The organism is Parageobacillus caldoxylosilyticus (assembly GCF_019272935.1).
Lineage (GTDB): Bacteria > Bacillota > Bacilli > Bacillales > Anoxybacillaceae > Saccharococcus > Saccharococcus caldoxylosilyticus.
Genome location: NZ_CP040553.1, coordinates 1,038,692 through 1,053,247 on the forward strand (window position 1 = coordinate 1,038,692; position 14,556 = coordinate 1,053,247).

At 46.7% G+C, this 14,556-nt stretch carries 11 protein-coding genes; 1 reads left to right on the plus strand and 10 read right to left on the minus strand.

The features are described 5' to 3' along the window. Window positions 1–20 precede the first annotated feature (20 nt). From addA to BV455_RS05325, 8 genes are all read right to left on the minus strand, one after another. Window positions 21–3,755 (minus strand): helicase-exonuclease AddAB subunit AddA, encoded by a 3,735-nt coding sequence (gene addA / locus BV455_RS05290; protein ID WP_218687820.1) that lies wholly within the window; start codon window positions 3,753–3,755, stop codon window positions 21–23. 1 nt (window position 3,756) lies between these two features. Beyond that, a complete protein-coding gene (gene addB / locus BV455_RS05295; RefSeq protein WP_280638365.1) occupies window positions 3,757–7,257 on the minus strand; it encodes a helicase-exonuclease AddAB subunit AddB in 3,501 nt (1,166 codons plus the stop codon). Window positions 7,258–7,553: 296 nt separating this feature from the next. Next, on the minus strand, window positions 7,554–8,117 hold the full coding sequence (gene lepB / locus BV455_RS05300; protein WP_409993674.1) for a signal peptidase I: 564 nt from the start codon (window positions 8,115–8,117) through the stop codon (window positions 7,554–7,556). Beyond that, entirely contained in the window at window positions 8,114–8,737 is a 624-nt protein-coding gene (locus BV455_RS05305; protein WP_061579022.1) for a TVP38/TMEM64 family protein, read from the minus strand. The genes lepB and BV455_RS05305 overlap by 4 nt, the downstream gene beginning before the upstream one ends. A gap of 185 nt (window positions 8,738–8,922) precedes the next feature. Further along, window positions 8,923–9,465 carry a competence protein ComK gene (locus tag BV455_RS05310; protein ID WP_017436490.1) on the minus strand — a complete coding sequence of 181 codons (543 nt, stop codon included), beginning with the start codon at window positions 9,463–9,465 and terminating at the stop codon, window positions 8,923–8,925. 148 nt (window positions 9,466–9,613) lie between these two features. Next, on the minus strand, window positions 9,614–9,820 hold the full coding sequence (locus BV455_RS05315) for a hypothetical protein (protein WP_218687822.1): 207 nt from the start codon (window positions 9,818–9,820) through the stop codon (window positions 9,614–9,616). A 118-nt stretch (window positions 9,821–9,938) separates the two neighbouring features. Further along, window positions 9,939–11,225 (minus strand): isocitrate lyase, encoded by a 1,287-nt coding sequence (gene aceA, locus BV455_RS05320; protein ID WP_042408640.1) that lies wholly within the window; start codon window positions 11,223–11,225, stop codon window positions 9,939–9,941. 142 nt (window positions 11,226–11,367) lie between these two features. Then, the gene (locus BV455_RS05325; RefSeq protein ID WP_042408638.1) at window positions 11,368–12,636 is read right to left on the minus strand and encodes a M48 family metallopeptidase; all 1,269 of its coding nucleotides are present in this window, start codon (window positions 12,634–12,636) and stop codon (window positions 11,368–11,370) included. Between the two features lie 138 nt (window positions 12,637–12,774). Between BV455_RS05325 and BV455_RS05330 the strand changes: the two genes are divergently transcribed. Then, a complete protein-coding gene (locus tag BV455_RS05330) occupies window positions 12,775–13,365 on the plus strand; it encodes an SCO family protein (RefSeq protein ID WP_017436486.1) in 591 nt (196 codons plus the stop codon). Between the two features lie 149 nt (window positions 13,366–13,514). Here the strand turns inward: BV455_RS05330 and BV455_RS05335 are convergent, their stop codons facing one another. Then, window positions 13,515–13,820, minus strand: a complete 306-nt coding sequence (locus BV455_RS05335; RefSeq protein WP_017436485.1) for an AzlD domain-containing protein — start codon at window positions 13,818–13,820, stop codon at window positions 13,515–13,517. Next, the gene (locus BV455_RS05340; protein WP_017436484.1) at window positions 13,813–14,532 is read right to left on the minus strand and encodes an AzlC family ABC transporter permease; all 720 of its coding nucleotides are present in this window, start codon (window positions 14,530–14,532) and stop codon (window positions 13,813–13,815) included. The genes BV455_RS05335 and BV455_RS05340 overlap by 8 nt, the downstream gene beginning before the upstream one ends. Window positions 14,533–14,556: the final 24 nt, after the last annotated feature.

Genomic DNA, 14,556 nt, shown 5'->3' on the forward strand with positions numbered 1-14,556 from the left:
CCTCCCCCTTTTACCATTTTTTAAACGGAAAGAAGATGCGATCCATCAAATAAATATAAATAGCATTCATCAACACGGGTGCGCCAAATTTGTTCGACAGCGCGACGGTATAAACGCATTTGTGTTTCATATCGGGATATAATCACCTGCTTCGCTTCACTCCATCCGCCGTCAAACCGATTGGTGACCGTATCCGTTTTAAAATCGATTAAGACAAGCCCTTTTTCGTCGGCAAACAGGCAGTCAATCACCCCTTGCACCAACACTTGTCTTTCTTCACCAATGCCTTCGCCGTATACTTCTTTGGCCGAAAGCGCGAAGCTAAACGGAACTTCGCGGTACACTTCGGCAGCGGCACACAAGCGCTGACCAATGTCTGTTGCGAAAAACGCGACAACGCTGGAAACATCGATCGCTTCCGCCTGTTCATGGGTCAGCAGCTCCCGTTGCACGAGCTTTGCGATTTGCTCGCGAACAGACGATTCAGTAACCGGTGCGGTTATGTCTACATGCTGCATAATGATATGCATTGCCGTCCCTTTTTCCGCCGGTGTCAATTTTTTCTCCTGCATAAACAGCGGACGTTCAAAAATCGGCGCGAAAGTGTGCTGAAGCAGCAGCCGGTCCGCGTTTTCCCCGAAAATGTCACGCTGCCGCTTTAACTCCGATACCGTTTGCTTGGCACGCACCATCGTTTCTTTTTCATACGCGTACCGCCACGAAAGAAGGCGCTCTATTTCCTCTTTCCGTTCCCCTATGTTCGGGACCGGATCTCCCTTTTTTAGCGCAGACATTATTTGTTCATTTGCCTGGTCCGCTTCCGCATTTTCATCGTTTAACTGACTCGCCGGAATGACTTCCATATGCCAGGTGGACGGGTGGGAAGCGATTTTTTCGCACACACCGGGCACATCCGCCAGCCGCTTTCCATCGCGATGGCGGATAAGCGCTCTTCCGATCCAATCTAAATAACAGCGGGCGGAAGCGCGGACATCATCAGGCAAGAGCCATCCTTCTTCCGTTGCGGCGCTTTTCCATTTGGCTATTTCTTTTTCCGCATCTTTTACGGCAGCGACTAAATACAATTTTTCTTTCGCTCTTGTTAACGCCACATATAAAATCCGCATTTCTTCCGCCAAAAAGTCAAGCCGTTTTTTCTCCCGGATCGCCATTTGCGGCAATGTCGGATAACTGATGCGAAGCTTCGGATCCACAAAGCGCGAAGCAAAGCCGAGTTCTTTATCAAGCAAATATGGGCCGTGTAAATCGCGCATATGAAACGGGCGGGCTAATCCGGCTACAAACACGATCGGAAATTCGAGCCCTTTGCTGCCGTGGATCGTCATCATCCGCACAACATCTTCTTGCTCGCCAAGGGTGCGTGCCGCGCCCAAATCATCCCCCCGTTCTTGCAGGCGCTCGATAAACCGCAAAAAACGGAACAATCCGCGGAACGACGTTGTCTCATATTGGCGGGCTCGGTCATAAAGAGCGCGCAAATTCGCCTGCCGCTGTTTTCCTCCAGGCAGGGCGCCGACAAAATCGTAAAACTGCGTATCCCGATACAGCTGCCAAATCACATCGGCCAGTGAACGCTGCCGCGCCATCGACCGCCATTGTTGTAATTGTTCGACAAACGAACGCAATTTTTCCTGCAGCCTTTCTTCTTCTGTACTCTCTGCCGGTTTCTGTAAAAAGGCCATCATTGCCTCATAAAATGTCCCTTTTTTATCGCTAATGCGAATCAGCGCTAACTCATTTTCGTTTAAGCCGACGATCGGCGAACGCAACACGGCGGCAAGCGGTATATCTTGATACGGATTGTCGACCACTTTTAACAGAGACAGCATAATCGATATTTCCGTCGCCTGAAAATAGCCGGAAGATAAGTCCGCATACACCGGAATGCCATGCGCGCGAAATTCTTCAATGATCTGCGGCGCGTTTGTCATCGACCGCAGCAAAATGACAATATCCCGATACATCGCGCGGCGCATTTGTTTTATGTTGCGGTCATACACATAAAACGGCTTGGAAACGATTTCCTTTATTTTTTTCGCCATCACGCGCGCTTCAAGTTCCGACAGCGCCAAGTCGCCGGCATTCCATTCTTCCGTTTCTTCCCCATCCTTGCTGCTTCGGTCTACGATGATGAATTCCGGAACAGCCTGCTCGTAATCAGGATAGTCAGTGGCTCCATATTTTAATTGTGCCGCTTCATCATAATCCATCTCGCCGACGTTCTCGTCCATGATTTGCTGAAAGATAAAGTTGGTCCCATGCAGCACTTCGGAGCGGCTGCGAAAGTTGCACGCTAAATCAATTTTCATTCCTGATTGGCTTCCGTCTGGTGTGAACCGTTTATATTTGCTTAAAAACAACAGCGGTTCTGCCAAACGGAAACGGTAAATCGACTGTTTGACGTCGCCGACCATAAATAAATTTCCCGTGTGTTCATTTCCTTTTTTCACCAGCTGCAAGATGGCCTCCTGCACCATATTCGTATCTTGATACTCATCAACAAGCACTTCGGCAAACTGTGCACGGTAATCTAAAGCCGCATCGGAAGGAAGCCACTGTCCATCTGGGGAGTCTGGATGGCGTAAAATTTGCAAACAATAATGCTCCAAATCGGAAAAATCGACAATCCCCTTTTCCCGCTTATATGCCTGAAACATTTCCGCAAAGCGCTTGACCAAGCGCACAATCGTTTCGACAACCGGCTTCATCTCGCGCATATGCCGAAGCCATGTGGCTGGACGAAGGGAAAAGACGTTATCGCGCAGCAATTCCAGCTTCTTTTTCGCCTGTTCGCGCAATGATTTCGCTTCTTCGATCAATTGCGGGTCGTACTCATTGCCGCGGCACGAATTCAACCGCGATAGCGACAAAGCCTGCAGCGCTTCATACAGCTCGTCCCATGACTGCTCTAACAACGTTTCTAAATGATGAATAAACTGCAAATCACTGCGATAATTTTCCGCGTACGGCAGCGGTCCTCCCGGCAAGTTCGTCAAATGAAGCGCCCTTGTAATGAACCGTTTTGCCGCAGACAGCTCCATCGTTACGTATTTTTTCAAATAAGAATAATATGGAAGCTCTGCCACCGATGCATTTTCCTCGATGTCATACATGGCGGCCAACTGATCGAGCCATTGCTGCGGTTCTGGATGCGAGCGGGAAAATTCATAGATTGCTAAAATCATCTTCTGCAGTTCGGCATCGCTCCGGTCCCCTGTATAGCGGTCTACCACATCGAAAAACAGCTCATTATCGGTCTTGCCGTACTCCTCCTCGAGCAGCTCTTCCATCACTTCCTCTTTCAGCAATTCGATTTCTGTATCATCGGCGATGCGAAATACAGGATCCAAGTCAATGAAATAATAATATTTGCGAATCACATCCAAACAGAAAGAGTGGATCGTCGAAATCGAAGCGCGGTTTAATAAGCTGAGCTGCCGCCGCAAATGGAGCGAGTTTGGCTGCTTCTCCAGCTCACGTTCAAGCGCTTCAGCAATTCTTGCTTTCATTTCTGCCGCCGCCGCGTTCGTAAATGTAACAACAAGCAGCCGGTCTACATCGATAGGATCTTCTTCCGCCGTTATTTTTTGGATAATCCGTTCGACAAGCACAGCGGTCTTTCCGGATCCCGCCGCTGCCGCGACAAGAATGTCCTGTCCGCCGGCGGCAATCGCTTTCCACTGTTCATTGGTCCAACGGCTTTCTGCCGGCTTCGGGCGAAACGTGACGTTCATTTCAGTCCTTCCCTTCCGATAATTTTTTCATGATCGCCTGATTGTCCTGCGGCGTTAACAGCCGGTAACGATTGCCTAGGAATGATTCGTCAAACTGGCAAACTGGCTTAAACGGGCAGAATTCGCAAGGAGTTTGTTCCTTTAGCTTGTACGGAGCGATATCAACGGCCCCGTCCACAATTTGTATGCCAATCATTTGGAACAGCTGGCGAATATGCTGGCGCAGATAGGCGAAATCTGTTTCGCTGACAACAGAAGATTTCGAATGAATCGCACCTTTTTTTGTAATTTGTGCGGGAACGACGAGCGACCATTTGCCTTCTTCGATGTGCATATCCATCAAGCGGATGGCCTCCGCGTCTTCTAGCAGCAGACCTCGCATTTTAAACTGCTCGAGCAGCTTTTTCTCGATTTCTTTTTCATCTTGCAGGAATTGATTGCTTTTTATCATCGGATTGTGCACATGGAAATAAAGGATGCCGGCAGGGAAAGCTTCTTGGCCGACCAGCTGTTCGGCATACGTCAGCACAATATCCAAGTACGTAAGCATCTGCAAGGCGAGACCATAGTATACTTCCGTTAAATCTAGCGTTTTGGCGCTAGATTTATAGTCAATTACGCGCAATAAAACCCCTCTTGAACTCTCCGCTTTATCGACGCGGTCAATTCGTCCGACCAGTTCCATCACGGTGCCATCGGGAAGACGGAACGATAGTGGCGGAAGCACGCCGTTAGGGCCGAACTCCAGCTCCAAACCGACCGGCACAAAGCCGCTTGCCCGTGCGTGCTCGCTTAGCACATGCGCCGTTCTGGCGATGACGTTTTGCAGTTTCCGCTTCATATAGTAGTAGCGATTCGAGCTGAATAATACCTTTTGCTGAATGAGTGGTGCGACCTGCTCCACCGCTTCGATGGACAGCCGCTCGCATTGCTGTTTGGATAAATGGCGCCAATCGGTGTTTGCTTCGCGCAGGCGGTCGGATATCATTTTCAGCGCAGAATGGAACAGCTGGCCGATGTCCGGAGCTTCAAGCCGGAAGACGGTTCGCTCCTTTAGGCGTAAACCGTGGGAAGCAAAATGGGAAAACGGGCATTTTTGAAATTGTTCCATGCGCGATACGCTAGCTTGGATTTTTTTCCCATACAGCCGCTTGCTGATTTCTTTTTTCAACGGCGCTGTTTCATTTGTATAAAATAGCCCGGAGATTGCTTTTTGCACCTGTTTTCTCCAATTTGAGTCTCTGATGAAAAAGTTGTATACATCCCACCATAGCGGGGCAATGGAATAATTGCGCTTCCATGCCTGAAGCTGTGCGACGAGATAAGTTTGCGTCGCGCGTGGTGCGGTCACAAACGATGCTTGTTCCGCAGGCGCTGCATCGAGCGGATCGTTTCCGCATACACGCTTTTGCAAATACGGAAATAAATCAGCCAGATGCTTGATGACGATCGAAGGCGGCAGTGCTTTTCCTTCTTCATTGGCAAGCGGATAAGTGACATATAGGCGTTCGCTTGGACACGTTAATGCCAAATAGATGAAAAAAGGTTCATAAAATAATTGCTCTCTCCCGCCCGGAGCTACTCGCGCGCCCAGCTCGTGCAATAGCTGCCGCTCCGCCTCGGCGATCAACCCGTCTTCTTTTGCTTTGGCCGGAATCACCCCGTCATTGACTCCGATCACAAATGCACATTTGATATCGATGAGGCGCGAGCGATCCAGCTGCGCGATAATCACTTGATCCATTGCCGGCGGGACAAGCGCAAATTCAAGACGGTCGAGACCCGTTTCAATAATGTTCGCAAACTCCGTAACAGGGAGCGTTTCATCCCCTAGCATTTCCACGTACTGGTTGAGCAAATCGATCACCGCGTTCCATACTTGTTCATGATGTCTTGCTTCGACGAGTTTTCCCTGCTCTTGTGCCTCTTTGCTCATGTTCTCCAGCTTTTTAGGAATTTGCAATTCTTCTAAAAATAGATAAACCGCTTCGCAAAGGCCTCGTCCGTCTTTTGCCCGCCGCATGCGGCGCTCGAGCCGTAGAAGCGGAGATGCCACCATCTCGCGCCATTGATTCAGCTTTTCTTCATATTGCTTCTCTTCGTCCGTCTGCGGAATCGCCAACCCTTCTAATGCCTGATAGCGACGGTATGTCCAACGTTCGCCGTTCGTCCATTTGTCCCCTTTCACGCCGTACGCGAGCACGTAATTTTCCAGCTTGTCCATCGCTTCGCGCAGCGCGGCTACATCTTCGCCAACCGGAAACAGCAAATCGGTCTTAATCGCGCGGAACACTGCTTCATAACGCCACCGCGACGCCACAACTTCCATGCTTGCCCGTAACAATTCAATGAGCGGATGATGGCGCATCGGCTCTTTTTCGTCCATAAAATATGGAATATGAAAATCGGAAAAAATCGTTTTAATGAAATCGCGATATGCTTCCGTATTGCGGACGATGACGGCGATATCACGATAGCAGTAGCCTTTGTCGCGGACAAGGTGAACGATTTCCCGCGCGATCGCCTCGACTTCTGCCCGGCGGTTTGACGCTTCATACACGCAAATCGCATCGTTCTTTTCCGAATAGACAACGGCGGGGCGATCATGATAATGCGCTTCAAGATGGGCGAGTTCTGTTTCTTGGTGGCGTCTATTTCCTTCTAGCACTACCGGATCTTCGATCGAAATCCCATTTAACAGCGCTATTTCGCGAATGTCATGGTATGTTTTTGCCGTTAAATAAAAGAGATGCAATTCGTTTGGCAGCCGTTCGTCATAAGGCGCATCCACCGTCAATGAAACAGTGACGCGACGGCAATGAATCAACAGCTGCTCAAGCACCATATACTCCTGCGGAGTAAATTGATGAAAGCCGTCCACATAAATCTCGGCGTCGCGCAAGTAGCGCGATTGCGGAATTTTTTCCGCAAGCAGCCGCAAATAGTCTTCCGAATCGATATAGTGATTGGCTAAACTTTTTTCCAGTTCCTCATAAATCATCGATATATCATTTAACTTATCTGCCAGCACTTTTTCAGCGGGCTTTTTTCGATGTTCCTCCAACTCTTGTGCGTGTTGGCGGAGCTGCTGTGGGGTAAGGCAATACCGTTTACACTCCGTAATCATGTCGTAAAGCTGTTGAATAAAACCGGTTTTATCAACCGCACGCCCAAATAATTGCAGTTGCTGCTTGCGATGTTCCACAATTTTGCGGATCATCATCTGCATGCCAACATCGTTAATATGATATCGGTTCATTCCACCCGTTTCCTGCAAGACCCGCCACGCCAGCCGTGTAAAACTAAATACTTGTGCGCGGATCATTCCGCCAATTCCAGGTGTATGTATCAACGCATATTCGGATTGAAACGTCATTTGTTCCGGGACAAGATAAATAATCGGTTTTCCTTTCGGCTCTTTTTGTAATTTGCGGCGAATTTCATTTAAGCACGTTGCCGTTTTTCCGCTTCCTGATCTTCCTAGCAGAAATCGAAGCGACATGGATATCACCTTCATTTTCCATTATTTCCTTCATTTTAGCACATATGTTCGTGTTTTGGAAGAAAAAAGTGCGCTTCCCTTTCCATTCCTACGTAACCAGTGTAAAAGGAAAGCACTGCTATCGCAACACGTTTTATTTTCCATTCGGTGAAAGAAGAAAAGGCATCCACGCGCAATTTGCATCGCTGAATACCTTTTCTAGTTCTTTTGAAAATGATATTGCAAACGGCACGCATGACGAGACAACCTGCCAAACATCCCATTCATTGACGATTTTTATGTTCCCCGCTTTTTCATTAAAACTGGACTGCGAACTGCCGCACAGGCCAGTAGCGCAAATCTACTTTCCCTACTACCTGACTGATTTTCACGAATCCAAAATGGCGGCTGTCCCAGCTGCTTAGCCGGTTATCACCAAGGACAAAAATGTATCCTTCCGGCACCCTTTTTTTCCCTGTCAGTTCCTCTAACGTAAAATCTCCTGTCAGCTTTCCGTCAATCAATTTTTGCTTATATGGCTGCAAATAGGGTTCATTGACTTTTCTTCCATTAATGTACAGCACATCGTTTTTATAGGCGATTTGATCGCCTGGAAGCCCGATGACGCGTTTGACGTAATCTTCTTTTTTATTGGCATGAAAAACAATGACATCAAACCGCTGAATATGCCCGATATGATAACTTAGCTTGTTGACGATGAGCAAATTTCCTTCCTGTAATGTCGGCATCATCGATTTTCCTTCCACCATATAATTGGTGAAGCAAAAAAGCCGAATGAAAATCACCGCAAGCACCCCAGCAAAAAGAGCCAGCCTGCGCCACCATCTTTCGTTTTTCTTCATTTTCCCATCACCTGTCATTCTGCGCCTCCCTCATTGCTCTGTTTCTCAGTAAGCGAAAATCTCGCTTCCACCCTTTTTCCCGTGTACCATAACAATATAATGACAACTGCAATCGCGATCGTGCGCAACGGTTGCTTCACAAGCGCCGCAATGTCATAACCGATAAAACTAATGGTAAAAATCATAACCATTTTCCCTAATAATACCGCTAAAACAAACTGCTGCCGGCTGATCCGTGACAATCCCGCGACAATGTTTACCACCGCTGATGGGGTGAAGGGAAAACAATATAACAAAAACACGGGGCCAAAACCATGTCTTTCAATCCAATACATAAACTGTCTAACTTTCCGGTGGCGGCTGACAAAACGAAAAAAGCGTTTCTGTCCGATTTTTCGCGTCAGCCAAAAAACGAGAATTGAACCGAGGCAGGCACCAATCCAAGAAATCAAAAATCCCTTCCATAAGCCAAATGCAGCCGCATTAGCCATCACAAATATAAACATTGGCAAGATGGGAAAAAATGATTCCAACAATGTTGCCACAATTCCTGGAAGCACTCCAAAAGAGCGGTATTGTTCCAGAACCAATAGTACGTTTTCGAGAGTAAACCATTGTTTTATTGTTTCGATGTCCATGTATACTCCCCATTCAAATTCCTTATGTTTATATATTTATTTTACACACTTCTACGGGGAATTTGAACTAATCTTTACAATGCTAATGATTGAAATATTTTCATTATTAGAGATGCGGCACGTTCATGGCTTTCTGTTTCAAGTGCGGGAAAAGTCGATTGATGTAATTATCGTTTAGCGAGGATTCATTGCTGCTGCCAGTCTTTCGATCGATTCATGCGAAAGACATATTGCAATTTGCGCTCCCTTGCTTCCATCCGCTCCGAGAGCTTCGTTCTAAGCTGTGCTGTTCGGTACAGTTGATTGACAAAAGAATGATAGGAAACATCCAGTAAAATACTTTTTTCATTTGTGAAATAAACGATTGTCTGATCATTTTTGGTAGGCTCATATTTATATACGTGAATGTGTGACAGCCATACACAGCGGGAATCACTTGGGGAAATTGTCGGGAAAACGTAAATTTCGTTGAGCGGCTCAATGGCGATTGGAGCTTTATGGGTAATGCCGATAACTGCTCTCGTTCCCTCTTTTCGGCCGCGAAAACTAGCTCCATAATAGTCGCAGCTTCGTTTAATAATATCGATCGGTCTCATTTTCACGATACACTCTCCGTCTTCCTCAATCACTTTCGCATAGGAATCGCCGTGAAAGTGATGGGGCAAGACCGCCATCGTGTAGCGACTGATAATAAATTTATCGAGGACGACAAATTCATTTACCTTCATTCTATTTTCTCTCCTCTCTTATTGCGACATTGTATCTAATTCTATCATACCATTGATAGTTATATTTTTCTATATTTTCAAAAAAACATTAAATCATTTTTTACTATAAATCACACAGAAAACCCATAACAAAAGTCATGGGTTTTGTTCAAGAATTATGAAATATTTGATGAACTTCTTTTGCCGCTAAGTATTCATTCGCCTGTTCGAGCGCCGTATGCTCGCCGACCGAATCTCCCGCATATGCTTCCTCGTTCATAAACGCCTGCTGAAAATGGAAATCTGTGCTCATGCGGAACTCCGAATGCAACGCCGGTTCGAACGGCATTTCTCTTTTCTCCTGTCCTTTTTCCATATGATCGCCTCCTATGCTTAGGATGCGTTATTTTTTCCAAATGATACAATCCTAAAAGGAAAAAGGGCACGCTTATGTGAAGCATGCCCTTCTTTATATAAAACTCCCCCATTTCCCCTTATGCCGTCGTAAATTGCTCTTCTTCCGTCGAACCTTTTAGCGCAATCGTCGATGATTGACCGCCAGAAATCACTTGCGCCACTTCGTCGAAGTAGCCGGTACCGACTTCGCGCTGATGTTTTGTAGCTGTGTAACCATATTTTTCTGCAGCAAATTCCGCCTGTTGCAATTCTGCATATGCTGCCATGCCGCGCTCTTTGTATCCGCGCGCCAATTCGAACATGCTGTAGTTTAGCGTATGGAAACCAGCGAGTGTAACGAATTGGAATTTGTAACCCATTTTTGCGAGTTCTTTTTGGAAGTTGGCAATCGTTTCATCATCCAATTTTTTCTTCCAGTTAAATGATGGAGAGCAGTTGTAAGCAAGCAATTTGCCTGGGAATTTTTCATGAATCGCTTCTGCAAAGCGGCGCGCTTCTTCCAAGTTTGGCTCGCTTGTTTCGCACCAGATTAAATCTGCATACGGCGCATACGCTAAGCCTCGGGCGATCGCTTGGTCAAGCCCTGCTCTTGTGCGGTAAAAGCCTTCTGTCGTCCGCTCGCCAGTAATAAATTCTTGGTCGTACGGGTCAATATCACTCGTAATTAAATTCGCCGCATTTGCATCCGTACGAGCGATTAACACGGTCGGTACACCCATGACATCTGCTGCAAGACGCGCCGCAATTAAATTACGTACCGCTGTTTGCGTTGGAAGTAGCACTTTTCCGCCTAAGTGACCGCATTTTTTCTCCGAAGAAAGCTGATCTTCAAAGTGGACGCCGGCTGCTCCCGCCTCAATCATCGCCTTCATTAATTCAAACACGTTCAGCTGGCCGCCGAATCCAGCCTCAGCGTCGGCGACAATCGGCACGAAATAATCGATATCGCCGCTTCCTTCCAAATATTGAATTTGATCTGCGCGCTGCAGCGCTTGATTAATCCGCTTCACCACATGTGGTACGCTATTTGCCGGATATAAGCTTTGGTCCGGATACATTTGTCCGGCAAGGTTTGCATCTGCCGCCACCTGCCAACCGCTCAAGTAAATCGCTTTTAGCCCTGCTTTAACTTGCTGAACAGCTTGGTTTCCAGTTAACGCTCCTAACGCGTTAATATAATCTTCGCTATTCAACAATTTCCATAGTTTTTCTGCTCCGCGCCGGGCCAATGTATATTCGATGTCAATCGAACCGCGCAATTTAATGACATCTTCGGCGCTGTACGGGCGGACAATTCCTTTCCAGCGCTCTTCATTTTTCCAGCTTTCTTCTAATTGTTTGACACGTTCTGTAAAACTCGCCATTTTCCTTCCCCCATCTCTATATTGTTATAATACATTATTGATTTGTACGTAGTTATTATATAACAGAAAAACAAAAAAGAAAACAGTTTTTTTAAAATTTTTGAAAAAAATACGCAGAAAGGAATTCCTTTCTGCTTTGTCATCATTCTTCCTGCAAAGGGGGCGCATACTCTTTTAAAAAGACGATCCGTTCTAACATCGTTGGGTGCGTATAACGGAATATTTTTACAACAAGCGGTGGATTGACTTCGCTTAACCCTGCTTTTGTCAGCTTTTGAAACGAAGAAATCGCCGCCTCTTTATTCCCCGTCAGCTCGATCGCATATCGATCCGCCGCGTGCTCTTCATAGCGCGACACCGTATTCACAAGCGGACTGGCGGCAAAGTTAAGCAATGAAACTAGAAGCAACAGCAACGGAAAAGAAGCGATATCACTCAACCGGCGAATTCCGATACACCTTCCCCATCGGGCGAGACTCCATCCTATCAGCTTGCCGACGAGCCACAGTCCAAAAAACGCTAAAACAATATAACCGGCAAGCCCCCAGTAAATATGTTTCATCACGTAATGCCCCATTTCATGGGCCATAACAAACAGCACTTCATCTTCATTTAGCCGCTGCAATGTCGTGTCCCACAGCACGATGCGCGCGTGGGAACCAATTCCGGTGACATAGGCGTTTAATGCATTTGTTTTCTCTGACATATTTACCTCAAATACATGCTCGGCAGGAATATTTGCTTTGCTTGCCAGCGCTAAAATTTTTGTTTCCAGCTTTTTATCTTTCAGTGGATAAAACTCGTTATATAACGGATCAATGATAACTGGCTGAATGAACATAAAAAAAATCATAAACGGCACACACAGCATCCACGCATACAGCCACCAGCGCCGCTCAAAACGGCGGATCAGCCAATACAATACCGTCGCAGTCAAGACAAGCAGTACGGTATGGATGAAAAAATCGGTCATCCTGTCGCGAAACCAGCTGGCCAGCGATTGAGTGCTGACGCCATAGGTGCGGGAAAGGTGATAGACGGCAAATTGAATGGGAAGCAAAAGCGCTGTGGTGATCAAAGACAGCCAAAACGCATAAAGCGCCGATTGTATAGGAACCCATTTCGCCGCCCGCTTTACCCATGTTCGCAGCGCCTGAGCGACGCCAAACGCCAATAGGCCAAAATAAATTAGCCATTCGTACGGAATAGAAAGAAAAAACAACAAATCTTTCCACCGCGAATATTCCCCGCTTAACTCTAGCTCTTTCGGCGTTAGAAATGTGGCGGGATCCGCGCTTGTCCCTTTCCACTGCGGCGGGATTGATATATCGGCGACACCGAGCAAATACCATGCCATGCCGATCCCGTACAGCACATAAATGGCGAGCGTCCAATAGAGTAATTTTTTCATGCTATGCCCTCCCTTAACAACATTAGTATTTCTATTGTAATCACTTCTTCTTTCATTAAGAACGTCAAAGAAGTGTCATAAATATCTTTCGTATCTGTTATCATTATCTTGTATGATAAGCATAGGAGAGTGATCATCGTGAAAAAATTGTATTTATCGTTGATCAGCTTGTTTATTATTTGCGTCGGTGCCGGCATCTTTTATTTCACTGTATACAAACAGGCAAAGATGAGGCTGCCTGATGATGTAGTGATGGAAACAGCTTGGGGAAATGAGTATCATTTCAACGAGATGAAGCCAAAGATCCGCTTGCTGGAATTTATGTATACCAACTGTCCGGATATTTGCCCAAATACAACCTTTCAAATGACGAAATTGCGTTCAAAACTGGAACAAGCGCATGTTTTTGGCAAAAAGGTCGAGTTTATCACAATTACCATCGACCCGAAGCGCGATACTCCTGAAAAACTGCGGACGTACGCAAAAGCCTTCGGCGTGGACAACGCCCAGCAAGGCTGGATGTTTTTGCGCGGAAGCGAAGCCGATACGAAAAAAGTGGCCGATGCTTTCGACTTTCAATATCGCGATCCCGGCAACGGTATGCTGATTCATACGACACTCACTTATTTGCTAGACGAAAATGGACGCGTCATCGAACAGTTTGGCATGGGCAAAAAGCGGTTTCACGTAGAGGAAGTGTATGAGGCGATTATGGACGAGCTTCAATAACGGCAAAAACAGAACGGTGCCCGCTGTCTCCTTCCTTAAATCTTTTGTTTTTTTCATCTATAAACAGAAAAAAGGCAGGCTGGCCTATTCCGGATTCGAACAGGTGCCTGCCGTTTTTTTATTCTGAAATGTATGATTCTGCCCCATTATTACCAAATCAGTGCATACACGCTTAATACGGCGACAGATATGAGAACAACGATAATGACGTTTGCCCCGAGCCAAGCGGCGACTAGTGCACTCACAAATCCGAGAACACCAAACCAAATATCGTCCTGAATGAAAAAAATGCCGGGTACAATGAGAGCTCCTAACGCCGCATACGGAACATTTTTCAATACGCCTTGCCAAAACGGCGGCAGCTTGACGTGTTGAAACACGACAAGCGGAAGCATGCGCGGAATGTATGTCACAAGCCCCATCCCAATAATCATCCAAACGATCGTGCTATTCATTTTGTGCTTCCTCACTTTCTTTCACGAAGCATTGCCCGATCATTGCCGCCACTAATGTCGCAATGACAACCGACCACCCTTTGGAAACATGTAAAAAAAGCGTGCATATGGAATTAATCACCGCCGCCATCCCCGCAAGCAAAATCGTTTTCCGCTGCTTTTTCAACGCCGGAACAAGCAAGCCAATAAACATTGCATATAACGCCACCGACATGCTTTCTTGCAAGCTTTGCGGCAAGCTTGCCCCAACAACATATCCGATCGCCGAATTAATAACCCAGCTTCCGTACGCCGTCAAACCGAGGCCGAACATGTATGGGGAGTTGACCGTTCCTTCTTTCATTGCCGCTACGGAGAACGTTTCATCCGTAATTCCGAACGCATAGAGCGCTTTTTTCCAAAGCACGTCCGGTTCCGCTTTTTCGTTTAGCGAAGCGGACATAAGAAAATGACGAATGTTTAAAATAAACGTCGTCAGTACAATTTCAAACGCTCCCGTACCGATGGTAAGCAAATTTAACGCGATATATTGTGAAGCACCTGCGTACACGATCGCGCTCATCATAATCGTTTCTGCAAGCGTCAGCCCCGTTGTTTTCGCAAGCAAGCCAAACGTAAGCGCAATCGGCATATAGCCAATGGCAATGGTTACTCCTGCTTGCACTCCTTGGCGAAACTGCGATGATTTGCCCGCTGCTAATGTTGTTTCCACGATGAATCCCCCCGTTTCTGTCTA